The organism is Oleiphilus sp. HI0066 (assembly GCF_001635725.1).
Map to the genome: position 1 here is coordinate 13,963 of NZ_LWFH01001555.1, position 26,558 is coordinate 40,520.

Genomic DNA, 26,558 nt, shown 5'->3' on the forward strand with positions numbered 1-26,558 from the left:
AAAACTCTGACCCCAATCTATATTCATATCCGTTTACCTTTGCCCTAACACCGATAGAGCTGCAACACGATAGGCTTCTGCGAGTGTTGGATAGTTAAAAATATTCTCTACAAAAATATCAACAGGGCTGTCGGATAGCATCGCCATCTGACCAATATGAACGAGTTCCGTAGCCCCTTCACCAACTATCTGAACACCCAAGATTTTCTTCCCTTGTTCATCGCAAATGATTTTCAACAAACCATCTTCTATACCACTGATCTGACCTCGAGAAATCTCTTCAAATTTGGCAACACCGACAATGACATCACCCTTGGCTCTAGCCTGTTGTTCAGTGAGCCCAATGCCTGAAATTTCAGGAATGGAGTAAATACCTGCTGGAATGAAATCTGCCATTTTACCAACGCTAATACCTAAGGCATTTCGACTTGCACGGCGCCCCTGCTCCATCGAAGCCGAAGCCAAAGATGGCGGGCCAATTACATCACCAGCCGCGTATATATTGGAAACACTACTTCGTAACTCGTTGTCTACCTGAATATGCCCTTGATTGGTCAACACCACGCCTGCTTTATCAAGACTCAAGCCTGATACATTGGCAACACGGCCTGCTGCCACAAGTAGCTTTGAGCTGCGATATTCTTTCCCATTAGCACATGAGACAACTACTTCAGAAACACCGTTCCAAGCGACAGAGCTAACTTCCGTCTCACCCACCCATTTGCCACTCATTTCGGCAAAAGTACCCATAAAACGCTCAATAAGATCTTCGTCCATAAAGCCAAGTGGGCGCTCATAACGATCAATCATCATCGCCTTGACTCCGAGTGCCTGAAATATCGAGGCATACTCGCTGGCAATGACACCACCACCCAAAACGATCAAACTTGGAGGCAAGTACAACATGCTCAGAATTGAGTCGCTATCTAGGATATTCTCATGATCAACGGGGATATTTTCAGGATGACGCGGAACAGAACCCGAGGCAATGACAAAGGTTTGCGCTTCAATTAATTCGGTAGACCCATTCGGTGATTCAAGACTAAGCGTGTTGGCATCAACGAAATGAGCGCGCCCATGCAGACGCGTAATCATATTTCGCTCTATTTGATTCACCATGAAGGTATCATGCGATTGAACGACAGCATTTAGACGGTCGATCAAAGTAGCCATTTCGGTGTCTTCAGCGACCTCGAAATTACAAAGCGTCGCGTTTTCACGCATCTTTTTCACACGTAAGGCATTTTCCCTCAGAGTTTTACTTGGAATAGTGCCTCGATGAACACATGCGCCACCTAAGAATTTGTCCTGTTCGATAATAGCAACCGACTGATCGGCTTTTGCTGCTTGAACCGCTGCTTTCTGCCCAGCTGGGCCACTACCAATAACGACAACATGAAAGCTCTTCATTGCTGCTTAGCCCTCACTGTTGAGACGATGTGATCACGTTTACTCAAGACATCGTTGAGCGCATCGGTGTATAAATTTAGCGTTGAAAAAATGGCTTTTGCTTTTAAAGGTTCTAAATCTTGATCTTCTAAACTCGCTTTGGCGAGCAACGATGCAGCCTGTACCAATGCACATTGGGTTTGATACTTTTCTGATTGAGAAGGCGTCTGACTAAATAGCGCAACATCACACACTGCCTCTGGTATCTCCCACGCTTTATTAATCTCTTGTCCGAATAGAGGATGAAACACGTCCTCTAATTCCAATACCTGAGCTGGCGTCAATTTGAGCTGTTCGGCGGAGCTCATGTCTGAATAGAATTGCAAAAATGCGGGTCTACCTATGCCATGCAAAAGGCCGCATAAAAATGCTGTTTCAACACTCTCTTGAAGCGCTCGCGCCAGCTCTTTCGCCCAAATAGCGCAACAAAAACCGTGCTGTGAAATGGCAACAAGTCGATCTTCAAATTTTGGTGCATTAAAAAGCTTCGCGTTTAAGGCGATCCCCTAAGATATTTCGCATATCGCGTTTAGACCCAAGCGCGCGATGGCTTGCTGCAATGAGACCATTGAAGCATTTGGTGTATAAAGTGGTGAATTAGCAACACGGATGACGTGCCCCGCCAGCGTAGTGTGGCGTTGAATTAAGTCCGCTAAGGTCGCTGCGTCAGTGTCTGGAGACTTTGCGAGACGCATAACGTCCGTTGCGATTTTGGGAAAGAGCGGCACATCAACAGCGCCTTTTCTCAGCAGCTTGAGTATCTGTTTACCCACTTCGCGCAAGTCGGCAGATAACTCGAATATCGCATCGTCTTGTTGTTCTTCCGTAATCAACGTCGGGCCTCGCTTGGACTAAAACTGAGCTGAGTTTAGTCCAAGTTTTCGACTACGCGTTTATCTACCTAAAATTTTCGCTAAACGTTTTCTCGACAAGACACCTTCAAGCTCTCCCTCCTCACTGACTACAGCTAAAGGGTGACTAGTGTCGAGTGTTTCAGGAATAACTTCTTCTAGAAGAGAGTCAGGTGAGATCTCAACCGTTTCTTCAAAGTACTCGTCAGTCAGAGGCTCTGAACTACATACGTCTTCGCTATCAACAGCTTGCTCCAAGGTCTCTTGCAGAACAGTTCCCTCAAAGCCATCATCCGATTCAACGTAGGCATAGTCTTTCGGCATATTACGCATTTGCTCTAAGGCCTCGCCGATCGTAGTTGCAGTAATACGATTCATTGGCGATTTCATCACGTTTTCAACAGTCAGAGCACGTGCTCGATTCACGTCTTGCACAAACGCTTCTACATAGGCGTCAGCGGGTTGCAGAAGAATTTCACTAGGCTCGCCGACTTGAACCAGCTCACCATCTTTGAGAATCGCGATTCGATCACCAACACGCAAGGCTTCGTCCAAATCATGGGTAATAAAAACGATTGTCTTGTGGAGTTTTTCTTGCAGATGAATCAATTGATCCTGCATCTCGCTTCTAATCAGAGGGTCCAATGCAGAAAAAGCCTCGTCCATCAACAATACATCTGGGTCGGTGCACAAAGCTCGCGCTAGACCAACACGTTGCTGCTGACCGCCTGAAAGCTGTGATGGGTATAGTCCCTCATACCCTTCTAAACCGACGTCAGCTAACCATTGTTTAGCCTTCTGTAGTCGCTCAGCTTTCGCAACGCCCTGTGTTTTCAAACCAAAGGCGACGTTATCGATCACCGAATTATGGGGTAACAAACCAAAGTGCTGAAACACCATCGACATGCGTGTTCGACGAAATTCCTGAAGCTGTTTCGCATCAAGCTTCATCACGTCGTCACCATCAAACATGATCTGCCCTGCACTCGGTTCAATCAGACGGTTAAAGTGACGAATTAAGGTCGACTTTCCAGAACCAGAAAGCCCCATAATTACGAAGATCTCACCCCGTTTGATCTCCATGTTAATGTCTTTAAGACCAAGCGTATGTCCAGTTTTTTCAAGAATCTCTGCTTTGGTTTTCCCCTGTAAAACAAGATCCATATGTTTTTCAGCTTGATCACCGAAAAGCTTGTAGAGCGATTTAATTTCAATGAAGGTATCACTCATGTTCATTGCTGCCCCCCAAGATGTGCTTGAGAGCGTTTCGCATACGCTTGAGATACCCGATCAAAGATGATTGCCAGCACCACGATCGCGATACCGTTAAATAAGCCCAAAGCAAAGAACTGGTTGTTAATCGAACGCAAGACCTGCTGCCCTAAGCCTGCAACACCAATCATTGATGCTATCACGACCATTGCCAGCGCCATCATAATAGTTTGATTTACTCCGGCCATGATATTTGGCATCGCTAGAGGAAGCTGAACCTGAAATAGCTTTTGATACGAGGTCGTGCCAAAGGCGTCTGCTGCTTCTAATACTTCTTTATCTACGAGACGAATACCCAAGTTTGTTAAGCGAATAACAGGAGGAATGGCATAAATAATAACGGCGATCATTCCGGGGATTTTACCGATGCCGAGTAGCATCACCACTGGGATCAAGTACACGAATGCCGGCATTGTTTGCATGACATCAAGTATCGGTGTGAAAACCGATTGAATACGATCAGAACGCGCCATCGCGATACCAATAGGAATACCAATAATGATCGATAACAAAGTACTGACGGTGATAATGCTTAAGGTACTCATGGTGTCTTCCCACATACCAAACAAGCCGATCCCGTATAGTGCAAGTGCAACAGCAAGTGACAATTTCCACGAGCGTGCAGCTAAATGACAAATAGCAACAATTACCGCAATCACAATCGGCCATGGGGTTGCTAACAATAATTTCTCAAACCAAATTAGAAACTGAAGAAGGGGTTCGAAAAAGGCCTCGATACTCTCACCATATTCACGTGAAAAACTTCGATAACCTTGATCGAGGGATTTCCTCAACTCAACCATCGTTTCACGGCTCAGTTCAGGAAACTCCGTCCAAAAAGACATATAAACCTCGAAATAAAGGGAAATAAAAAAGCCGCTATTAAAAGCGGCTTCGGGGTACTTACTTATTAATCAGTGTCGCTTTTACTTTCTCAGCGATTTCTGGCGCAACCCATGCAGTCCATGTTGCCGTGTCAGAAATAAGGAAGTGCTCTGCGGCTGTTGCACCGTCGGCTTGATTGTCTTCCATCCAAGCCAATAGCTTGTTCATTTTTGCGTTGGTAAACGCACGCTTTGCAACATACTCAAAAGCTTCTGGAGCGCGTTCAGCGAAACCTGATGTCGTGACAGATTGAACAGCTGCAGGTGGGTACATCGTCGGTTTTGGTTCTGCACATTCTGCTTGTGTGATACAAGCTTTGTAGTGATCAACGTCTACACCAGAACCGAAATCTACTTTCACCATATCGTACTTACCAAGTACAGCAGTTGGCGCCCAGTAATAACCGAACCAAGCTTCCTGACGCTCGTAAGCTTTTGCAATCGCCCCTGATAATGCCGCGCCAGAACCTGGATCAACCACTTTGAATCCTGCGCTTTCTAAATCAAGCGCTTTGAACAAGTTTTCACCCGAGATTTGACAGTTCCAGCCAGCTGGGCAACCCATGAACATCGCTGCGCTTGGATCTTCTGGGTGTTTAAACAATGCAGCATTCGCTTTCACGCCTGCGATTGTTGCAAGGCTAGGATCTTGGTCAACCATGAACTTCGGCACCCAAAAACCTTCTTCACCACCGTCAGACAAAGAATTGCCCGCATACTTTAATCGACCTTCTGCAACACCTTTGTCGAGAGGTTCGCGCAGACCATTACTCCAAAGCTCTGGTGCAATATCTGGCTCACCTTTCTCGATCATTGATGTGCCTGTTGGCATTGTGTCACCCGCCACAAGTTGCGTATCGCACCCGTAACCATTCTTGAGAATGTAACTATCTACATGCGCCATCAACGCAGCAGAGTTCCAGTTCATCTCAGCAATAGTCACTGATCCGCATTCATTAGCTGATGATGCTGATGCCGATTCTTGAACAGAATTAGTTTCTTCAGAGTTGTTACCACCACAAGCTGAAAGCAAAGCTGCAGCAGAAAGCGCAGCGACAAGAGACTTCTTCATTTTGACCCCTTTCGATTGATTTGTATTTGATTGTTATTCTGTCTTTTAACCCTAACATAGCTACGACAGGTTTCCAAAGACGAACCCTAATGCTGCAGCAAAAGGCATGTTTATTATTCAAATAATAAAAAGCCCCACCTTGAGACTATCAAAGCAGGGCTGTAACGAATCGTACCTAGACTATAAAACTACATCGTTTCCATTTTGAGGAAATCAGTGAATAGCGTCCAGCTTTGGATATCCGCTCTTTCTTGATACTTTTCCGAACCAAATACAGTGAAGGCATGAGGCGCGCCGCCATAAGTCACCATTTCATGATCCACCTTCGCAGCCTCAAGCTCATCCGCTAGATTCGCGAAATCTGACATTGGAATAATCGAGTCTGCCGTACCATGCATCACAAGAACTGAGCCCTTTGTATTGCTGTAGCCTTGCCCTTCTGGGGTCGTCAAACCACCGTGAAAGCTAGCAAATCCTTTTAGTTCGGTACCTGATCTCGCCAGTTCTAACACGGCTGCGCCACCGAAACAGTAGCCCATCGCAACGGCATTACTCGTATCAGCACCAAGCTCTTTTGCTTTAGCTAAACCTGCTTGCATGATTGCGCGCATTTTCTCGCGATCTTTGTATAGCTCACCAGTATGCTGTTTTTTATCAGCCGCTTCCGTTGGACGCACGCCTTTACCAAATAAATCGACAGCAAATACTGAGTAGCCAAGTTCGTGCAGCATTTCGCTACGCTTAACTTCGTATTCAGTTAGGCCATCCCAGTCGTGAATCAAATAAACTAACGGTGCATCTTTATTATCGCCTACAACAAAGTAGCTTTCATACGCTGTGCCATTCAACTCAAAATCAACATTTTTACCGGCGTGCTTCATACCGTGCCCATCAGCCACAGCAACACTAGCACCTATTGAAACAGCTACCGCAGCAGCCCCGACCAACCCACGAGAAATATTCATAGTCACCCCTTTTATTTCGATTGCGTTTTATATCGTTTTCGATTCAAGTATCTGCGCTTCATTGTCAGCCACTTGCTTTAGACCAAATTTTGCTACGCAGTTAGATTCTACTTAGATGACTATTTTTCATGCAAATCACCTCATTTGAGGGCGATCTGACAAAAAAAATGATTTGCAACGAATTTTCCGAACAAATGTGATCCATTGTTAAACGCCCCCCCGTAACCCGACCCGAGCGCTCATAAAAATCGAAGTTTTTTATCAAGTTGTGAAAGATAAGAACAATTTTAGTCAAGGGAGTTCGCTTCGCGTCTCCGAACAATTTAAGGAATTTACCATGAGCATGATTAGCTTTGGCACCAACGTGAAGCGCTGGGCGCCTTTAATGATTCTGGGTGCAATCCCATTCATTTCTGCATGTAGTGACAGTGATGACAGCCCTGCTGCAACACCATCGATCACAGACATTGCGTCTTCTACACCTAACTTCTCAAGTCTTGCGACAGCCGTCACTGATGCCGGTCTTGCAGGCACATTGGATGACGATTCAGCCGAACTTACAGTGTTTGCGCCAAATAATGACGCGTTCACTGCGCTACTTGACAGCAACATGAGCTGGGACGAACTCAGCGACATCCCACTTTCTACCTTATATAGTGTTCTCAAATACCACGTTGTCGGTTCAGAAATTAACGCCGAGGCAGCAGTCGCAGCAGCAGGAGGTTCAGTAACTTCTCTTCTAGGCGAGGACATCGATGTAAGTCTTAGCGGAGACGATCTATTCGTTGAGAACGCACAAGTGATCGACACAGACATCAACGCATCTAACGGCATCATCCATGAAATTGATGCAGTCATGGTTCCAATGACTCTTCCTACTGAAAACATTGCGACATTAGCTGGGACAGCTGGCCTGGCTTCTTTAGTCGCAGCAGTTGGCAGTGCTGAAATGTCTGTGGCAGATGCTCTAACTGATGCAGATGCTACGTTAACCGTATTCGCACCTACCGATGCAGCGTTTGCTGATTTCCTTAGCGCTAACGGCTTTGCAGATGTTGACGCAATCCCTGACGACCTACTAACACGCGTTCTTAACTATCACGTAGTTCCTGGTTTCGTTCCTTCTGAAGCAGCAACAAGCCTCGTGTCTGGTGGCATGCCGATGGCAGATACAGCCTTAACAGACACTCAAATTTCACTCTCCCTAACCGGGTCAACGCTATACGTAAACAACGCTGCAGTTACATCAGCTAATAACCTAGCAACGAATGGTGTTGTCCACGTTATCGATAAAGTTCTTCTTCCACCAGAACTTGCGATAGATACATCAGACGAGACAGACAGTATTGCTGCAATTGTTACAGCGGCAGCTGGCGCGTCTATGAATGCCGATCTAACAACTTTGCTAGCTGCTGTTACTGCAGCTGATCTAGCTGGTACTCTATCTGGTGCGGGTACATTCACTGTATTTGCTCCTACTGATGCAGCATTCGCGGCAGCAGGTTTCGATGAAAATAACATTGGTGCCGTCGAAGGTTTGCAAGATATTTTGCTGCAGCACGTTTTGGGTTCAGAGGTCAGTGCATTGGCAGCATACGCAGCTAATGGCTCTGACGTTGCAACACTTCGAGAAGGTTCATCAGTGTCAGTAGAAATTTCAAATGGTGATTTGCTGATTGAAGGCGCTAAAGTAATCGAAACTGATATTAAAGCGAGCAATGGTACGATCCATTTGATCGATTCAGTTATTCTCAGCACTAACTAAGTGCGACATTAGATCAGTACTATAAGGTCGGGGAATACCCGACCTTTTTTATTTCTAATGAAAGTTAATCCTTTTTTGGCTATAGTTCGCGCCGATTACTTATTACTTGTATTTGGTACGAACAATGGAAAAAACTTTTATCAGCGCCCAGCAACTTCTTGAAGACTCATTCAAGCTAGCAATTCAAATTTATGAAAGTGGCTTCCGCCCTGACTACATCGTAGGCGTATGGCGTGGTGGTGCTCCAGTAGGCATCGCTGTTCAAGAAATGTTTGAAGTGCTTGGCGTCAAATGCGACCACATTGCTATTCGTACTTCGAGCTATACGGCCATTGGCGAACGCGCTAAACAAGTAAAAGTGCACGGTTTAACGTATCTCATTAATCGCGTTGAAAGCCACCAGAACCTGTTAATTGTTGACGATGTACACGACAGCGGTCTGAGTATTGATCAAACTATTGTTGATCTTACTGCTCGCTGTAAAAAGAACACTCCAACTATTAAAGTTGCGACCCCCTACTACAAGCCTAAGAACAACAAGACTAATCGCATCCCAGATTACTTCTTATATGAGAGCGATGAGTGGCTGGTATTCCCGCATGAATTAGATGGCTTAACAAAAGAAGAACTTATCGCAAATCGTCCAGAGTCTGCGGCGATTACTGACAAGCTTGAAGAACTCGGCGCATTCGATAAGTAATGCACCAATAAACCGACATTGAGCCTCCTAACATTCAGTAGACAATGTCGGCCTTCCTACTTTTTTATTTTGCATTCGCATTTCATTTCACGTTAGTCTGTTTGAACCCAGATTGAACTAAGTTTAAAAAACTATAAAAATGAAGTTCTCCCTTAACACCATGCGCCAGAGCGATTTTCAGTACAAAGTTGTGCTGACAGTGCTTTTGCTGTTTATGCAAAAAGCCTTATTCGCGACAGGCACAATGGCAGGTTCACTGTCGGAAAATGGTTCATGGGTTAGCTTGTGTACGGCCGACGCAGGCATTAAACAAGTATTTATTACAGATAGTGATTCTGAACAGAACCACAATGTTCACGACGCAGATGAACAATGTAGCTTTTCGGCAGGTGCCCTAGCCCATTTGGCGAGCAACTTGTCGCACACGCAATTCTCGCCTACTCAAGACTTCATCCGCTCAGGATCAATTAATGCGATTTCGCGTAAAACAAGTTTTCAACGCGCGCGCGCCCCTCCTATGACGCTCTCTTGAGCACAGTCATCAACAATTAGATTTAACTTCATTGCTAAGCCAGTGTCAGCCTGCTTATTTTTCTAAGCATGCGCGTGCATACATTGTGCTTGATGCTTGATGAAGACATCCTCTAGATTCAGACCTGTGCTCCACCTAAAGCCAATATTTATTCATTTTATTAGGACAAGAGCATCATGAAACTTTCACACTTTACTGCTATCTCAACATGCGCCCTTTTGGCTGCCTGCTCATCAGGCGGCTCTACTAACGTCAACGCCCTACAAGAACAAGATGTTTCCATCGCATTTGCAGCAGAAGCCAATAACGTATCAATTGATTGCGATACACAACTGACAGGCCTAGGCACAAACAATACCAATGCTGATATCAGAGAGTTTAGATTCTATGTGCATGACATCAGACTTACAGATGATCAGAGTAATGAGTATGCACTGGACTTAGAAGACAACTCTTGGAACCACGAGAACGTGGGCTTGCTCGATTTCATGAACAAAGATACGAGCTGTTCGGGCGCTACGAAAAATACAAACACTCAGGTTGAAGGAATCGTGAGCGCTCCAGCCAATGTCGCGTTCACAGGCATTACCTTTTCACTTGGCATTCCCTCTGAATTGAATCACGCAGATAGAGCAACGGCCGTAGCACCATTAGATCAGACGAGCATGCATTGGAATTGGCAAAATGGTTACAAGTTTGCGCGACTCGACGTAGCACCAGTCGGCGGAATCATTCGACCAAGCGACCTTGGCTTTTCAGCTTCTTCATGGAACTTTCATCTCGGGAGCACCAATTGTTCTGGAGATCCTCAACTCGGTGAAACCGTGACATGTGCGCGTCCGAATCGCCCTCAAATAGCCTTAACAAACTTCGATCCAAGCAGCCAACAAATCGTACTGAACTTCGACAACCTAGTGAGCAATTCAGATCTGACTCAAGATCTAGATGGAGCGCCAGGGTGCATGTCAGGCGCGACCGATCCAGAATGCGCATCAATATTTGAAGCACTCGGTCTAGATGTCGCGATCGGCTCAGAGCATAGCAGCGTCACACAAACCGTCTTTAGTGTTCGTTAATATGTTTCGGCTATTAGTCTGTAGAGAGGCGCTTAATAAGCGCCTCTTTTTCGCAATATTCATGCTTTCTCTGGCTGGATGTAGCAGTAGCTCAAGTGACTTTGTCGACACCTCACACAATGCAAGCCAAACAAGTTTTGAATGGAATCTGCCAGAGAGATATCCCCTACCTGTCGAGCCCATCGCGAATCAAATGAGCGAAGAAAAGTTCCAGTTAGGCCGCCATCTTTTTTACGATACGCGCCTCTCAGGCAATGGCACTCAAGCATGCGCGTCCTGCCATATCCAAGAACATGGTTTTAGTGATGGCATTGCATTGCCAACAGGTTCTACTGGAGAACTCTTAGCGCGTAACTCTCAGGGCTTAATGAACGTAGCTTATAACGCAACACAAACTTGGGCCAACTCAGCCTTAATTACCCTAGAAGAACAGGCCCTTGTGCCATTATTCGGTGAGAATCCGATTGAGCATGGCATTGATGACAGCAACAAAGAAGAAGTACTTGATAGAATCCGAAACGAGGCGCGTTACCAAAGTTTGTTTAACGATGCCTATCCCGAGCTCGGTGATCCTATCGCATTTAATACCATTCGCGATGCGATCGTGAGCTTTGTTCGAGGTATGGTGTCTTTCAACTCAGCGTTTGATCGCTTCGAACAAGGCGATGCCACTGCTCTAAGCGCTGCTGCACATCGAGGCAGACAATTGTTCTTTAGCGAAGAGCTTGAGTGTTTCCACTGCCACGGCGGCTATCATCTCAGCGACTCCACGATGGATCGAAGTATGAGCTTCGTGAATCGTCCCTTTCACAATACTGGATTATTCAACATTGGTGGTACGGGCGATTATCCGCACGACAACACAGGACTATTTGAAATCACAGCTGATCCGTCCGACATGGGAAAATTTCGCGCACCTTCTCTAAGAAATGTCGCTCTCACTGCCCCCTACTTACATGATGGTAGCGCGGCAACATTAGGAGAAGTCCTCGAAATCTATGCAGCCGGCGGACGTTTAATCACAACTGGTCCTCATGCTGGAGATGGAAGACTCAACCCTTTCAAAAGTAGTTTTGTGACGGGTTTTAACATGTCCGAGCAAGACAAAAATGATGTGATTGCCTTCCTCCAAAGCTTGACTGACAACAGCTTCGTAAGCGATCCACGCTTTAGCAACCCATGGAATTAACATGATAGACACTAAAAAACAGGCAATATGCATTACGCTATCGTGTGCGCTTAACGGGCTTTTGGCAATGAATGCCAATGCGCATGGTGACTTTCTCTACATGCCACAGGCAACGCTCACTTCAAGCATTTATGCTTCGTGGCAAACACAAGATCATATTCAGAACGATGACTGGAATATCCCGGGTATACTCCGCAATGAAGCCATGCACGCCAGTGAAGAAGGTTTGAGCCTCAACGACGCAACACTGGGTTTTGTTTGGGCTAATGAATCAGGTTTTTTCACAAACACAGAGCTTGGCGCTCATGAACATTCAAGCGATGTGGAAACTGAAATCGAACAAGCCTTCTTTGGTTATCATTGGACACATACTTCAGGACATATCAAATTAGAAGCAGGTAAAATGAAAGGCGCTTTTTCGCTACAAAATGGCCAGCATCCTAATGAACGGGCGTTCACTGAGCCAACACTTTCAGCTCTCACCGCATTGGAAGGCACATACTCTAATATCGGTCTCCGCGCACAATTCATGAACTGGCATGGAGCGCAGGGCTTAAGTACTTATGGCATTGAAATTTGGGATGGAGAGAATTACCCAGGAAGCGATCACAGCGATCAGCCTGCATTTGATCTGTTTGCACGTTACCAACATACCGTTGAACGACTACAAGCTACTGTTGGTATATGGGGTCTTTTCACAGATGTAAAACGTCGCAGAGATAATATTCCCGATGACCACATTCACTCATCAGGCACAGTTCGAACACCGACTCTTTTTACAGGTAATGAGACCCTTTATGGCCTTGAAAGCATCATTAAATGGCAGCAGTCTTCGGAGCTTTCGTATCAACTAGAAATCTCCGCGTTACAGAGACACAGTGATGGAGAGTTATCTGATGCAACAAGAGTGTCGAGCCTTGATGCAAGTATGCGTGGTGGCAACATAAACGTATCGATTCAATATCAGAAACACAACTTGTCGATTGGCTATGAAGAATTATCAACCGATAACGGACTCAGCGGCCCTGGCGCTCCGATTCTCGGCGAGCAAGCTGGATTGCAACACGCGGATCATACGTCATCGAGAGCAAGCCTCTCTTATAGCTACTCAATACAAGAGGGCCTCATGCTTCGCGTTGAGTATATCGATGATCAAACGACACAAAATGCACAAGACTTTGCTCGATTAGCTTTATATTGGGGAGACCAGTACGCACTTTAAAAAGAAAAAAGCGCATGTTGATCATGCGCTTTTTGATACTTAAGCCGCCTTAGCCTTTAAATCATAATCCGGGTTATAGACAGACTCTTTCCATTCATCGACGAAATGAGAATCGTCCTGATCCCATGGATGAAAATCATCTCTAAAAAAGTCTTTCAAATGCGGTGCCATGCGGCGTGTCATGCCTTGTTTACCGTACATAAACTTCCAAAACCCTTTTACTTCAGACCAGCGTGGCATGCGCTTCGCCCACCACAGTAAACGCGCTTGGTATTTCATGAAGCGATATGGCAACAGAATCAAAGCAATACACATCGACTTTTTCAATAAGCGACGATCTCCAAAAATTTCCATATACAAATCAAACGCGACGCTTTTATGCTCAATCTCTTCCACTGCATGCCAATGCATCAATTGGTCGATGCTCTCTTCCATGCCAGCCCAGTGCTCTCTATGATTCAAATAGTCACAGGCAAACACTGCCGTTAAGTGTTCAACACACACAGTAAATGCCAAACGCTGTTTATCTGAGCGACGTTTGATCGACCATTCTAAGTCCTTCAAAAAGACCTTTTCTAAGCGCGGGACGTCATAGCCTTTGTCACGCAACTGTTCATTGAAGCGCTTATGTTGCAAGCTGTGATGTGCCTCTTGTCCAATAAACCCCTTAATTTGTTCTTTTAAATTGGGGTCTTTCGTATCATTACGATAAGGCCGCACAGACTTAATAAACTCCGCTTCTCCATCTGGAAAGGTCGCTGACATCGCAGCAATATAAGCACTTTTTAAACAATTATTATCAAAGAAGTCCCGCGTCGACATGTCTGCATATGGGAACTCCATATGACGAGGACGGACATCCAAAGGCGTCTTGTTGGAAGCGGTCGTATTTGTCATCACTTTCACCTTAAGCTGCGTAATCATTATCAGGCCATCTTTAACGACAACCTAAACCTGCGACTTTCCAACTATGGAACAGTCATTATTGCGTTAAAGCTATAGTGCGCTTTTGAAGCCTTTGACAATAGGTGATAAGGTTTCAAAAAAAAGTCATTTGAGCTCATTTCATATGTAGGGAATGTCGCATTGATATGAATAACAATAACGTCGGACTTACACTTGCATCGGGCGACTACTTGCCTGTTGTTCGCGATTTCGCATTGAGCCGAGGCATTCAACCTTCTGAACTTTTAGAAGGCAGCGAACTCAGTGCCGCAGATTTCATTCAGCCCCCCGAACTCGTCAGCAACTTTATCGTCAATCGCGTTGGGCAAAATCTCTACGCAAAACTGAAACAGCCCATTGCTGATGCCGTCTACTATGGTTTGCAGGTGCGCCCATCAAGCCACGGAGCTTTGGGTGTTGCAATTCAAACATCCGCATCCTTACGCGCGGGATTGTCTTTATTAACGAAGTACTACAACACTAGGCTTGCTGCGCAATACCCGAAAATCGTCATCGGAGAAGAACATGTATCTTTGACGCTAATTACTGATTTGAAAGGTATGGGGCATTCACCAGACGTACAACGTTTCTTTGATTTAAGTACGATGGTTAGCATGGCACAGAGTGTTCATCTCTCTCTTGGTGCTTCGTGCGCACTTGAGGGACAAGTCATTATTGAAATCGATGCACCTGAACCAGCTGGCTTTCCGCACCATGTTTTGGATTATTGCTGTTTCACGTTTAACGCAAAACAATGCGCGATGCACTTCCCTACCCAATGGTTAGACGCCCCATTTGAAAGTGCGAACACGGCGCTTTGTCAGGCCGCTTTAGCGCAATGCGAAGAGGAGCTAAGAAAAGTAAAACCGCAAGATTTGGTCGATCGCGTCCGGAATTTTCTCACTCTACAAGAAGGCGCCCTTCCCAGCATTGATGTGGTGGCAGAACGAAATTTTATGTCCGCGGCGACTCTAAAGAGAAAACTAGGCGAGCTTGATTACACCTATCAAGACTTAAAAAATGAAGTGAGACTTTTCACGGCAAAAGAAAAACTGTCTTCTAGCGAACTACCCATCGAGCTGATCGCTGATCAATTGGGCTTTAGCGATAACTCTAACTTCGCCAAGTTTTTTAAGAGACAAACAGGGCTAACGCCCAAGCAATACAGAACTACTGAACAAAAATAAAAGCACGCAAAAGCGTGCTTTTATTTACTTCCCTAAGCGCCTTTGCGCAGACCCTGGGCTAAATTATTTGCAGTCTCGCGCAAACGTGCGTTTGCCTGCTCAATGGTGTGCATGCTATTTACGCAGGTTTGAGCGCCATCTTGCGTTGCAGTAATGTCGCGCGCTAATTCATCTGACGCTGCACTTTGCTCAGTGGCCGCATTCGCTGCATCAGCGTTAATCAATTTCAACTCCTGTGTATTTAAGAACACGGACTGAAGCTGCTCTTTAGTCGCCACAAACTGCTCACTGACATTGTTTGTCTCAGTGCTGCTTTCGTCGATCATTTTCATCAAATGATCAGTTGTATCTTCTAGGCTAGCGACCATAGATTGAATCTCAACCGTCGCGTCTTGGGTTTTCACTGAAAGCGTTCGCACTTCATCTGCCACGACCGCAAAACCACGACCAGCCTCTCCCGCTCGGGCTGCTTCAATCGCAGCATTCAAAGCGAGAAGATTAGTTTGTTCAGAGATATCAGTAATCACCTTTAACACATTTTTCACACTTTGAGATGTTTCACGTAAGGCATGACTTGAATCTGAACAGTTTGACATACGCCCGCTTAGTCCATGCATCTTCGCAACTAACTGATCAATAGTAGTTTCCGTCTGTGACATGCTGTCTCCCAAACTTTGGGCTAAGGCATCGGCGCTTTGAGCACGTGCAGAAGCATCTTTAGCAATCTGTGCCATTTGAGTAATACCTGCGGAACTACGAATCAAACTATCATTTTGAAGCATCAATTCGCTCGTGCTTGACCGACACTGTTCATCAATATCTTCAACCTGAATAGTGAGCGTCTCAATCGCTTCATTCACAGAAGTAATCAGCGTAGAAAGATGACCGACAGTTGCATCTACCGATGAGCCGATTTGACCAAATTCATCCGAGCCACTAAATCCAATACGATCATCAGTATTGCCCGATAAAATATTTTTCATCACACCAATAATATGCTGCAGTAAAGGCATAACATTGTACATAACAGAATGCGCGAAAAAGATAATGAAGCCACTACCAGCGAACAGCCACATACTCAACTCCAAGGTGGACATTAACCCCTCTGAGCTTGCCTCAGAAATAGCTTGATTATATTGATACAGGGCAAATGCGACCAAGGGCAAAGTTAAGCAAGCAGGTAAAAGCAGTTTCGCCTTTAAACTTACATTCATTAAAATACGATCCCTAAGTCCAATCTTTACATCAGCCATCATATGCTCTCTCTTTAAAACTACCCATAAAGTATATAAGTAACCGATCGATTCATAACTGCCACTCGCGATACTTTTTGAATATTTTCTTGCCTAACTATTTAGACGCTGCGTCAAGCCCAATTTCAATTGGACTAGTCAACGGCGCCACCTCCTATAACTCCCTTTATTTAACATGTAAAACTCTTCCTTTTTTACCTACGCATGATTAAATAATAATGATTATCATTAATATTTAAAAGATCTCAATCATTTTTTACTTTAGTCAATTGATAGAATCATCAACCCCGTCCTTGTCGCAAAGATATCTGCAAAGTTCTAAGAGCTTGCTTCACTCCGCTCTAACCTTTTAGTGATCGTTGCCGTGCTCCATCTAATCTTTGAGTTTGGCTTTTTAGTAGCCTACAAAAAGCGTCTCGCCTAAAGGCTCATACTTTTAATTCATGTAGAGTCTACCGTTATCTCCTTCTCTAAGTATATAGACCCTTGGAACAACATGCTTTTCTTTGCAGCATTTCCTATGCTCGCAGCCGCTTGGGCACTCTATATCTCGAGAGACTACGACACATTTTTAATGTATTAAGTCCAGTTAAAACCAATCAAAGAGTAGTGACGCGCCAACTCTTCACTGCTCTGATTTCACGCAAGAAATCAATTAATAGTCACTAACAAGTCGCTTCGACAAACTTGAATGGCTCGATATCAAGTCCGATAGATCACCACTTACCAAACCACCATCCAATACTCGCCACTCACCAGCGACCATCACTGCATTCGCGTTGTGCGCACCACATAACAGGAGTGCAGCAAGAGGATCATGACTTCCAGAAAATCGTGCCTCATCCAATTTGAATAAGGCAATATCCGCTTGCTTTCCAACTGCGAGCTCTCCAATATCAGAACGTCCTAAAACAGACGCTGAACCTTTCGTTGCCCAACGGAGGGCATCAAAGTGCGTCACCTCATCGGCCTCATAACGCAGTCGATTGATTAACATGGCTTGTCGTACTTCTTGGATCATATTTGAGCCATCATTAGATGCAGATCCATCAACACCCAGCCCGACTGGCGAACCGTGTTCCTCCAATTCAAGGGTTCGGCATATCCCAGAAGCAAGCACCATATTGGATGAAGGGCAATGGCAAACGCTCACACCCGCCCTACCTAAGCGATGCAACTCGTCGTCATTAAAATGAATGCCATGCGCAAGCCAAACATCATTACTCATCCAATTGACGGACTCTAAATAGTCCACGGGGCGCATACCAAATGTTTTAAGGCAGAAGTTATTTTCATCTTCAGTTTCAGCCAAATGGGTATGTAATCGAACACCGTGATCGCGCGCCAAAGAGGCTGTTTGCTTCATCAAATCAGTAGTGACAGAGAACGGCGAACATGGCGCCAGCGCGATATTCACCATAGATCCTTCTGAGGCATCATGATACTGACGAATCAAACGTTCAGAATCTTTCAAAATAGCGTCGTCAGATTGCACAGTCGATTGCGGCGGCAAGCCACCATCGTCTTGCCCTAAACTCATTGAGCCGCGTGTCAGGGTAACGCGCGTTCCCACTTTTGAAGCGGCTTGAACTTGAATATCAATCGCTTCAGTTAATGCCTCAGGAAACAAATAATGATGATCTGAAACCGTAGTACAGCCAGAAAGAAGCAACTCGCTCAAACCTAATTCAGTCGCAGCACTTAGCATCTCTGGTTGAAGCCTCGCCCACACCGGATACAAGGTTTGAAGCCAAGGAAACAAACGTTTGTTAAGTGCTGGCGGAAATGCGCGCGTAAGCGTTTGATAGAGATGATGATGAGTATTAATCAGACCAGGTAATAGGACCGACTCTGAAGCATCAAACACTTCATGATAAGACGTTTGGGGTACTTGACCGAGGGCAATAAGCTCCACGATTTTATTGCCACTAACAACAATACCGCCACGCGCATCTTCATCATTGGCGGTAAATACGGAAAGCGGATTTTTAATCCAAGTCGTTTTGGGATTAGACATGAAAAGTCACTCCTATTTATTGTGAATAGAACAGGATGGCAGTGACTTCCTAAGGGAATGCTCAATGAGCAGCGTGTTAATCTGCCGATGAAATATGAACAGCTTGAACTTGGGGTCAGAGTACTTTTACTCTGACCCCAATATTCGTTATACGTTTAAACCACAGCCGCCTAAAATGACTGTGCAAAGCAGTTCTTTAATTCTTTGTACGTCTTCGTCGTCGTACTCAAGCTTATTCGTCACAGTAAGAATCTGCGCATCAAAGTCAGCGTAATGCTGTGTCGTTGACCAAATCATGAAGATCAAATGTTCAGGATCAATCGCTTTCATCTTGCCTTGATCAATCCATGATTGAATGATTTTGCTTTTCTCACGTACCCAAGTACGCAAGTTTGTGCGCAAGTGCTCTTGAAGATTTGGCGCGCCTTGAATGATTTCTAAAGCAAAAATTTTAGAGGCACTTGGATACTGAATCGCCAAGTCGACTTTGGCACAGATATACGCGCGTAAAACTTCAGCAGGGTCATCCCCTTCACTCATATCTTCAATCGTTTCGTCCCAACGATTAATGATTTCATCAAGTACCGCAAGATAGAGTGCTTGTTTGCTTTTGAAGTAGTACAGCACATTCGCTTTTGGAAGGCCGGCTGCATCAGCAATTGACTGCATGCTTGTGCCCTTAAAGCCATTCTTTACAAAGGAATCTTCTGCTGCTGCAAGAATATTCTTACGATTTTGTGCACGAATTTTTCCTGTTTTTTGCGGAGCTTCTGCGATATCCATGGTAATACTACTTGTTCGTTTCTTATTAAGCCGCCACTGATGACGGTAGTTCCCCCAAACCTGCTTAAAGCAAACTTGGCCGTAAATTATAAACGAAAGGAACGCTGTGCGTCCCCTTCGCAAGGCGCTAAATTAAACGCTCACTTACTTCATTTCTTTTGGTAACAATGAGTTGAGAATTAAGGCTGTTAATCCACCCATTGTCACTGCCGAACCAAAAATCGTTTGAATTAGTTTTGGCATTTCTTGCAACACATCTGGAACCGCAGCAACACCAAGCCCCATTCCAAATGAAAGCGCCATAATCAGCATCGCGCGTCTATCCATCTCTACCGTTGCAAGTATACGTACACCTGCCGCGGCAACGGTACCAAACATTACCAAAGTTGCACCACCTAAAACGGGTTTAGGCAACTGCTGGAATACTCCACCTATAATTGGAAATAAGCCAAGTACAACTAAAATCCCCGCAACCCAATATGCTACATATCGGCTTGCAACGCCCGTTAGCTGAATAACACCATTATTCTGACTAAATGTGGTATTTGGAAAGGTATTAAAGGTCGCTGCGATCAAAGAATTAACACCATCACCCAGTACGCCACGCTTGATACGTTGGCGATAGCTATCATCGTCAATTGAGAGCTTAGAAAGCATCGATGTAGCGGTTAAATCACCAGAAGATTCAATCGCCGTAATAAGATAAATGAAAGCTACAGGAATAAATGCTTCAACATCAAAGCTAAACCCATATTTAAACGGCGTTGGTATCGCAACCAAATCCATATCGGCAAGCATAGAAAAATCGACCTTACCCATAAACCAAGCGGCAATAAAACCGATGATCAAACCGTAGAAAATCGCGCCAGAACGCAGTATCGGCTTAGAACTTTGATTCAATATGATAATAATCAACAACACTGAACCGCCAAGGGCTAGGTTTTCTAAACTACCTAAATCTGGGGCTTTAAAACCACCAGCCAGATCCGTCATACCGACTTTGATTAAATAGAGCCCAATCGTGGTGATAACAATGCCTGTCACTAGAGGGGTCACAAACACTTTAAGCTTGTGTAAAAACTGGCTTAGAAAAATTTCGATAAATGCGCCAAGGAAACAAACGCCAAAGATCAAGCTTAAGATCTCATCAGGACCACCACCTTTACCTTTCGCGATAAATCCAGCCGCTAAGATAGAGCTTAAAAAGGCAAAACTAGTGCCTTGAAGAGCCATCAAGCCCGAACCTACTGGGCCAAAGCGTCTAGCTTGTATAAACGTTCCTACACCCGAAACGATAAGTGCCATGCTTATAAGATAAGGTACTTCGGAACCTAATCCTAAGACACCGCCAATAATTAAGGTGGGCGTGATAATTCCAACGAAGCTTGCAAGCACATGCTGCAAGGCGGTGAGTCCTGCGACGGGCGCAGGCGGTCGATCATCTATGCCATAGATGATTTCTGAATTCGTCATGCTACTTTCCTCGCTAAACACACAATCAATTATTTTGGTTAGTTAATTGATCAACTACCTAAAGTAAGTAATTAAAAATTTAGTACTTTGTTTATTTGTGACTTTTAATTGTATTCATGTTCTTTTTATAAGCTTCCTGCTTCAAAAATGCTGCAGTGCTTTGAGGCACTGCAGCAAAAAAGAAGACGGTTTTTATCAAACCTTAAGTACGACTTATAGGTGGTACTTGATCAAGCCGCTAACTGCAGACTCGTTTTCGTCACTCTTAACACCGAACTTGTTGCTCCAGTAAGAGTATTCGATACCAACTTCAAGCTTAGACTTGGTGATACCCATGAACTTGCCTACGTCAGCACGAAGCTGTGGGTTGAAGTGGAAATCAGACGCGTGATCAGCTTCTGCTGAAGACCAGTCGATGTAACCGTCGAACATGAAGTCAACACCTGCTACTGCGAAAGGAACACCGTAAGTAACTGTCAACTGAACGTCATCCTTGTTGTTTTCATTATCAGCGTAGAAAACGTTAGTGCCGAAAAACGCAAATCCTGGAAGATCCCAGCTCAAGCCAACACCGTAAAGGTAATTGTCTTGACTAAAACCAGTTGAGTTAGAGCTAAATTCGTAAGTTGTAGCAAGAAGTACATCTTTAATCGGACCAACACTTAAGTCTGATCCTGCTAAGTTACTAAGGCTGAAACGAGGAGAAAGTTCACCGTAAGTTTCGTTGAAGCTAGAAGCTGAACCTTTACCGTTTAGACGATCTACGAAGAAGAACGCATCACCCCAATCGTGGCCAGAAGCGTGCTCAATTGTCATCACAGTCATTTCTTGAGTCTTATTCGGAGCACCGAAGTTGTAACCTACATTGAAGTAATCAGCACTGTGAAGAACAGTTACACTGTTGTCTGCCCAGAATTGTTCTGCTTGAGCTGGAGCAGCGACTACCGCTGCAGAAAGTGCTGCTGCACTTGCAAGAGTTTTTAGTTGTTTCATTTTTCTACCTTAGTAATTACATCACGGCACTTTTTAGTTGTGCCTTTTTCCGGAAAATGGGAGCTTGCTGTGCAATAAGCTCAACAAAGCTCCCGATACTTTAAACGTCCCGGTTTACGACTGAGGCAATTTGCCCTCTACACCTTCGATGTAGAAACCAAAGCCTAGTAGCGCACCGTCATCCATGGTGCTACCAGCTGGTACAACTTCTTCGCCAGCCTGGTTAATAACAGGACCATCAAATACGCGCATTTCGCCCGCTTTCAAGGCCGCTTTTTTCTCTTCAACCAACGCAACAACATCAGCCGGAATAGCTTCGTTCAATGGTGCTAGATCTGTAGTACCTTCAGCGATACCAGGCCATAGATCTTCAGCTTTCCAAGTACCATCAAGAACTTGCTGAGCCTTCTTCAAGTAAAGAGGACCCCAGTTGTGAATAGCTGCTGTAAGGTGTGCTTTCTCACCGTACTCAGACATATCTGAGTGATAACCGATCGCGTACTTACCTTTCGCTTCAGCTGCTTGAATAACTGCTGCTGAGTCAGTGTGCTGAGTAAGAACGTCTGCACCTTGAAGGATCAAGGTTTCTGCAGCTTCACGCTCTTTGGCTGGGTCGTACCAAGTGCTCGCCCAAACAACTTTTACTTGAACGTCTGGGTTTACTTCTTTCGCGCCTTTAGTGAATGCGTTGATACCACGAATTACTTCTGGGATTGGGAATGAAGCAACGTAGCCAAGTACGTTAGATTCAGTCATCTTGCCTGCGATCAAACCAGTCAAGTAACGACCTTGATACGCACGCGTGAAGTAAGTACCCATGTTGTCTGCACGCTTGTAACCAGAAGCATGCTCGAACGCTACTTTAGGGAACTTCTTAGCAACCTTAAGAGTTGGGTTCATGTAACCGAATGAGGTTGTGAAGATTAGGTCGTTGCCTTTTGATGCCAACTGACGAATAACACGCTCACCGTCCGCGCCTTCTGGCACAGATTCAACGTAAGTTGTTTTTACTTTGTCGCCAAGTTGCTCTTCAACATACTTACGTGCTTCATCATGCGCGTAAGTCCAGCCCGCATCACCAGTAGGACCAACGTAAACGAAGCCGATGTTAATTGGGTCTTCCGCTTGCGCTACGCTCATGCCACCAGCTAGTGCTGCCGTCGCAAGCACTTTGCTAATTGTTTTTAGTTTCATTATTAACTCCTGAGTTTCTTTTTTATCTAGAGAGTAGCGATCAAACGCTACTCTCGTGACGCTTTAAAGCTGAGGTCTATATGGTTGACCCAGCGCCAAAGGCGTACTTAGTTTTGCTTTGATTGCATCGTTCGCGAGAACAACCAAAACAAGAATTGTTGCAACGTAAGGAAGCATTGCTAACAAATTAGGTGAGGCTTCAAAGCCCAGTCCTTGAAGAACCAAATGCATGATGCTCGCCGCACCAAACAAATAAGCTCCCAACATAATTCTTTCTGCTTTCCAGCTTGCAAATACAACTAATGCAAGTGCAATCCAGCCACGTCCTGCAGACATACCTTCAGACCAAAGAGGTGTATAAGCGAGTGATAAGTATCCACCTGCAAGACCAGCCATCGCACCACCAAACATGACTGCGCCGTAGCGTACTTTGAATACACTCATACCAATGGCGTTAGCCGCTTCTGGATTTTCGCCAACTGAACGAATCGTGAGGCCAAGACGCGTGCTCTTAAATACCCAGAACACCAAGCCGAACAGAACCCAACTGAGGTAAACCAACGGGTCATGCGAGAAAAAGATTTTGCCGATAACAGGAATATCGCTCAGTAGTGGAATCGTCCACGCCTGAATACCTTCGATGCCTACCCCAACGTAGCTCGCGCCAATAAAGGCACTTAAGCCAGTACCAAATATCGTTAAGGCTAAACCCGTAGCGACTTGGTTTGCGACCAGCGAAATCGCTAAGAAACCAAATAGCAATGACATAAACATACCAGCAATAACTGATGCCACAAGACCCAAGCCCAAATTACCGGTGATCACTGAGGCAGCAAAACCAAGCACTGCGCCCATTAGCACCATGCCTTCTTGGCCCAAGTTCAATACACCAGACTTTTCACACACCATTTCACCCAATGCGATCAAAATAAGCGGCGTACCTGTGCGAATGGTCGCAAATAAGATGTTAGTGATTAATTCAATATCCACGACTGCCCCTTACGCCTGCGCTGTTTCTTGTTGATTGCTAGATGATTTAGTTTGAACCGGACGATCTCGAACGATGCGATATGAGATCAACAAGTCACACGCTAAGAGATAAAACAGCAACATACCTTGGAATAAGCCCGTAATAGACTTCGGAAGTGTCAGGTCCATTTGAACCATTTCACCGCCCATGTAAGTGAGTGCGAGAAGCATACTGGCAATCACAATACCGCCAGGATGCATACGGCCCAAGAACACAATAATAATCGCAGCATAGCCGTAGCCAGGTGCAATATATGGATTCAACTGCCCGACAGGACCAGTGACTTCAGACACACCAGCGAGCCCCGCCAAAGCACCACAAATTAGCAGCACCAACCAAACAAGCTTTTTATCTTTAAACCCTGCAAAACTTGCTGCTGAAGGATCTTGACCCAGCACATTAATCTGGAAGCCGAGCATTGCACGAGACATAAATGTCCAAATGACGGCCACGGCAAACAAAGCGAATAAGATAGAGATCGTCAAACGATAGTCTTCGAAAATAACCGGAAGCATCGCGAAATCAGAGAATAAAGCCGACTCGGGGAAGTTAAATCCGTCTGGATCTTTTAAGGGGCCATGTACGCCATAGTATAAGAAGTACAAAGCGATATAGTTGAGCATAATGGTGGTTAGAATTTCATTCGCAGAGAAACGCGTTTTTAACCACGCCGCCAGCGCTGCCCACGCCAAACCACATAAACTACCGAATAGAAGTACAGCCGGTAGCACCCAGTAACTTTCAACATCACCCAGTTGCAATGCTAAGAAACCGCCGCCTAGGCCGCCAAGAATAAACTGCCCTTCTGCACCGATGTTCCATACCTGTGCTTTAAAGCAAAGCATTAAGCCCATTGCACACAATAATAGTGGCGCAACTTTGATACCGAGTTCAGTCCAACCGTACAAGTCCTCGAGCGGCTGTAAGAAGAATACATAGAGAGAACCCAGTGGATCATGCCCTAAGGAAGCAAATACGATTGCACCACTAATCAAGGTTAATAGCACCGCCAGCACTGGCGATAAATAGGCCATTGCCTTCGAGTCTGAAGGACGCTTTTCTAATTTAAAGATCATGCGACCGCTCCCGCTTGCTCGTTATCTTCTACAGGAGTCTTGTCACCCGCCATCCATTTACCAAGTTGGTTAATGCTAACCTTCTCTGTCGCTGCAACAGGTGACAACTCACCATCACAAATCGCACAGATACGATCACTGATTTGATACAACTCATCGATATCCTCAGACACTACTAGGATCGAAGCACCGGCATCACGTAATTTGATGAGTTCATGGCGAATCAAAATCGCAGCACCAATATCCACACCCCACGTAGGATGCGAACACACTAATAACTTAGGATTTTGAAGAATCTCACGACCGATAATGTATTTTTGGAGATTACCACCAGACAAAGACTTCGCTTGCGCTTGCGCATCCGGTGTTTTTACTTTGAAGTTACTGATAATAGTGTTGGCGAACTCTTTGACTTTGGAGCGATTAATCCAACCTTTATTGACCAAATCACCCGTTTGATATGCCGTGAGTAGACCATTGTCTTCCAAGGACATATCTGGAACCGCACCACGTCCTAGACGTTCTTCAGGGACAAAACCTAAACCTAAAGCGCGTCGTTCGGCAGGTCCTAATTTACCCACTGTCAGATCTTCAAACTTGATGACAGAGGCTTCACCTAGCTCTTCGCCACCGATCATATCGAGCAGTTCTTCTTGCCCATTTCCTGCAACACCAGCAATACCCAGAATCTCACCTTTGCGCACATCCATGGTGATGTTTTTAAGTGAAGTAGAGAATGGATCGTCTGATTGGTGACTCAAGTTAGTAACTTGAAGGAATACATCACCACCGACCGCTTTCTGGTAGTCCTGATTCAATGGAGTGTCATCGCCAACCATCAAACGCGCAATTTCATCCGTTGTTGTTTCTTGCGGATTACAGTCACCTGTCACCACACCGCCACGCAAAATCGTTGCGCCTGTGCAAATAGCACGCACTTCATCAAGCTTGTGTGAGATAAACAAAATACTGCAGCCTTCAGCACTCAATGTCTGAAGTGTCTTAAAGAGAGTTTCAACTTCTTGTGGGGTCAGTACGGAGGTAGGTTCGTCGAGAATGAGTAGTTTAACGTCTTGAAGTAGGCAGCGAACAATTTCTACGCGTTGCTGCTCACCGATAGATAAGGTGTGAACATAACGATCTGGATCGAGCTTCATTCCATAGCGTTCAGATACTTCACTGATACGCTGCTTCAAGCCATCCATCGACCCGACTTGGTCTTTCGGAATACTGAGTGCGATGTTTTCAGCCACGGTAAGCGTTTCAAATAAAGAGAAATGCTGAAACACCATCCCTATTCCAAGTTCCCTAGCGTGCGAAGCGCCTTTTACTGAAACAGGTTTTCCTTCCCAGAGCATCTCACCTTCATCAGGCTTGACCACTCCGTAAATAATTTTCATCAGCGTACTTTTGCCTGCACCGTTCTCGCCAAGCAGCGCATGGATCTCACCTTTCTCTACATTGAGAGAAACCTTATTGTTCGCGACCGTTCCCGGATAGCGCTTGGTGATTCCGCTTAATTGTATGCGTTTCATTGTTTTACCTAACCGTCAAGACAGCGGCACTGAAATTAATTTTTATTTTCATAAGCAAGTACCTTGCCAACTCCTACCAACCGACTACATCCTTA

22 protein-coding genes and 1 pseudogene are annotated in these 26,558 nt (G+C 45.1%); 7 read left to right on the forward strand and 16 right to left on the reverse strand.

Features of this window, described 5'->3' with window-relative positions:
• Positions 1-33 precede the first annotated feature (33 nt).
• From sthA to A3738_RS24160, 6 genes and pseudogenes are all read right to left on the reverse strand, one after another.
• Complete coding sequence (sthA, locus tag A3738_RS24130) at positions 34-1,410, reverse strand: Si-specific NAD(P)(+) transhydrogenase (RefSeq protein WP_068478225.1); 1,377 nt, start codon at positions 1,408-1,410, stop codon at positions 34-36.
• Positions 1,407-2,222, reverse strand: a pseudogene (locus tag A3738_RS29575) (HDOD domain-containing protein). Before A3738_RS29575 ends, sthA begins: the two are co-directional and overlap by 4 nt.
• A gap of 120 nt (positions 2,223-2,342) precedes the next feature.
• Positions 2,343-3,530, reverse strand: coding sequence for a glycine betaine/L-proline ABC transporter ATP-binding protein (locus A3738_RS24145; RefSeq protein WP_068478291.1), 1,188 nt, complete (start codon positions 3,528-3,530; stop codon positions 2,343-2,345).
• A 2-nt stretch (positions 3,531-3,532) separates the two neighbouring features.
• Complete coding sequence (locus A3738_RS24150) at positions 3,533-4,417, reverse strand: proline/glycine betaine ABC transporter permease (RefSeq protein ID WP_068478219.1); 885 nt, start codon at positions 4,415-4,417, stop codon at positions 3,533-3,535.
• 58 nt (positions 4,418-4,475) lie between these two features.
• A complete protein-coding gene (locus A3738_RS24155; RefSeq protein ID WP_082878492.1) occupies positions 4,476-5,528 on the reverse strand; it encodes an ABC transporter substrate-binding protein in 1,053 nt (350 codons plus the stop codon).
• A 188-nt stretch (positions 5,529-5,716) separates the two neighbouring features.
• The gene (locus A3738_RS24160) at positions 5,717-6,493 is read right to left on the reverse strand and encodes a dienelactone hydrolase family protein (protein WP_231876544.1); all 777 of its coding nucleotides are present in this window, start codon (positions 6,491-6,493) and stop codon (positions 5,717-5,719) included.
• Between the two features lie 337 nt (positions 6,494-6,830).
• Between A3738_RS24160 and A3738_RS24165 the strand changes: the two genes are divergently transcribed.
• The 6 genes from A3738_RS24165 to A3738_RS24190 all read left to right on the forward strand — a co-directional run bounded on the left by A3738_RS24165 (position 6,831) and on the right by A3738_RS24190 (position 12,977).
• Complete coding sequence (locus tag A3738_RS24165) at positions 6,831-8,258, forward strand: fasciclin domain-containing protein (protein ID WP_068478216.1); 1,428 nt, start codon at positions 6,831-6,833, stop codon at positions 8,256-8,258.
• Positions 8,259-8,382: 124 nt separating this feature from the next.
• Entirely contained in the window at positions 8,383-8,958 is a 576-nt protein-coding gene (locus A3738_RS24170) for a phosphoribosyltransferase (RefSeq protein ID WP_068478212.1), read from the forward strand.
• Positions 8,959-9,097: 139 nt separating this feature from the next.
• Positions 9,098-9,490: a hypothetical protein gene (locus A3738_RS24175; RefSeq protein WP_068501272.1), complete on the forward strand. Its 393-nt coding sequence runs from the start codon at positions 9,098-9,100 to the stop codon at positions 9,488-9,490.
• Positions 9,491-9,666: 176 nt separating this feature from the next.
• On the forward strand, positions 9,667-10,566 hold the full coding sequence (locus A3738_RS24180) for an MbnP family copper-binding protein (RefSeq protein ID WP_068478208.1): 900 nt from the start codon (positions 9,667-9,669) through the stop codon (positions 10,564-10,566).
• A gap of 1 nt (position 10,567) precedes the next feature.
• Positions 10,568-11,755, forward strand: coding sequence for a methanobactin export MATE transporter MbnM (locus A3738_RS24185; RefSeq protein ID WP_082878394.1), 1,188 nt, complete (start codon positions 10,568-10,570; stop codon positions 11,753-11,755).
• 1 nt (position 11,756) lies between these two features.
• Complete coding sequence (locus tag A3738_RS24190; RefSeq protein ID WP_068478206.1) at positions 11,757-12,977, forward strand: hypothetical protein; 1,221 nt, start codon at positions 11,757-11,759, stop codon at positions 12,975-12,977.
• Between the two features lie 39 nt (positions 12,978-13,016).
• Here the strand turns inward: A3738_RS24190 and A3738_RS24195 are convergent, their stop codons facing one another.
• Entirely contained in the window at positions 13,017-13,874 is an 858-nt protein-coding gene (locus A3738_RS24195; RefSeq protein ID WP_068478285.1) for a metal-dependent hydrolase, read from the reverse strand.
• 194 nt (positions 13,875-14,068) lie between these two features.
• Between A3738_RS24195 and A3738_RS24200 the strand changes: the two genes are divergently transcribed.
• Positions 14,069-15,109 (forward strand): AraC family transcriptional regulator, encoded by a 1,041-nt coding sequence (locus tag A3738_RS24200; RefSeq protein ID WP_068478204.1) that lies wholly within the window; start codon positions 14,069-14,071, stop codon positions 15,107-15,109.
• 32 nt (positions 15,110-15,141) lie between these two features.
• On the opposite strand, the gene A3738_RS24205 is transcribed toward A3738_RS24200, so the two are convergent.
• From A3738_RS24205 to A3738_RS24245, 9 genes are all read right to left on the reverse strand, one after another.
• Complete coding sequence (locus tag A3738_RS24205; RefSeq protein ID WP_231876751.1) at positions 15,142-16,362, reverse strand: methyl-accepting chemotaxis protein; 1,221 nt, start codon at positions 16,360-16,362, stop codon at positions 15,142-15,144.
• 655 nt (positions 16,363-17,017) lie between these two features.
• Complete coding sequence (locus A3738_RS24210; protein WP_068478200.1) at positions 17,018-18,379, reverse strand: 8-oxoguanine deaminase; 1,362 nt, start codon at positions 18,377-18,379, stop codon at positions 17,018-17,020.
• A gap of 147 nt (positions 18,380-18,526) precedes the next feature.
• Positions 18,527-19,162 carry a TetR family transcriptional regulator C-terminal domain-containing protein gene (locus A3738_RS24215; RefSeq protein WP_068478055.1) on the reverse strand — a complete coding sequence of 212 codons (636 nt, stop codon included), beginning with the start codon at positions 19,160-19,162 and terminating at the stop codon, positions 18,527-18,529.
• A gap of 144 nt (positions 19,163-19,306) precedes the next feature.
• The gene (locus A3738_RS24220; protein WP_068478198.1) at positions 19,307-20,635 is read right to left on the reverse strand and encodes a uracil-xanthine permease family protein; all 1,329 of its coding nucleotides are present in this window, start codon (positions 20,633-20,635) and stop codon (positions 19,307-19,309) included.
• Positions 20,636-20,848: 213 nt separating this feature from the next.
• Positions 20,849-21,628, reverse strand: a complete 780-nt coding sequence (locus A3738_RS24225; protein WP_068478196.1) for a DUF5020 family protein — start codon at positions 21,626-21,628, stop codon at positions 20,849-20,851.
• Positions 21,629-21,742: 114 nt separating this feature from the next.
• Positions 21,743-22,822 (reverse strand): BMP family ABC transporter substrate-binding protein, encoded by a 1,080-nt coding sequence (locus A3738_RS24230; RefSeq protein ID WP_068478194.1) that lies wholly within the window; start codon positions 22,820-22,822, stop codon positions 21,743-21,745.
• Between the two features lie 63 nt (positions 22,823-22,885).
• Positions 22,886-23,812, reverse strand: coding sequence for an ABC transporter permease (locus A3738_RS24235; RefSeq protein WP_068478191.1), 927 nt, complete (start codon positions 23,810-23,812; stop codon positions 22,886-22,888).
• Between the two features lie 9 nt (positions 23,813-23,821).
• Complete coding sequence (locus A3738_RS24240; protein WP_068478189.1) at positions 23,822-24,928, reverse strand: ABC transporter permease; 1,107 nt, start codon at positions 24,926-24,928, stop codon at positions 23,822-23,824.
• Positions 24,925-26,463 carry an ABC transporter ATP-binding protein gene (locus A3738_RS24245; protein WP_068478187.1) on the reverse strand — a complete coding sequence of 513 codons (1,539 nt, stop codon included), beginning with the start codon at positions 26,461-26,463 and terminating at the stop codon, positions 24,925-24,927. The genes A3738_RS24240 and A3738_RS24245 overlap by 4 nt, the downstream gene beginning before the upstream one ends.
• Between the last annotated feature and the right edge of the window lie 95 nt (positions 26,464-26,558).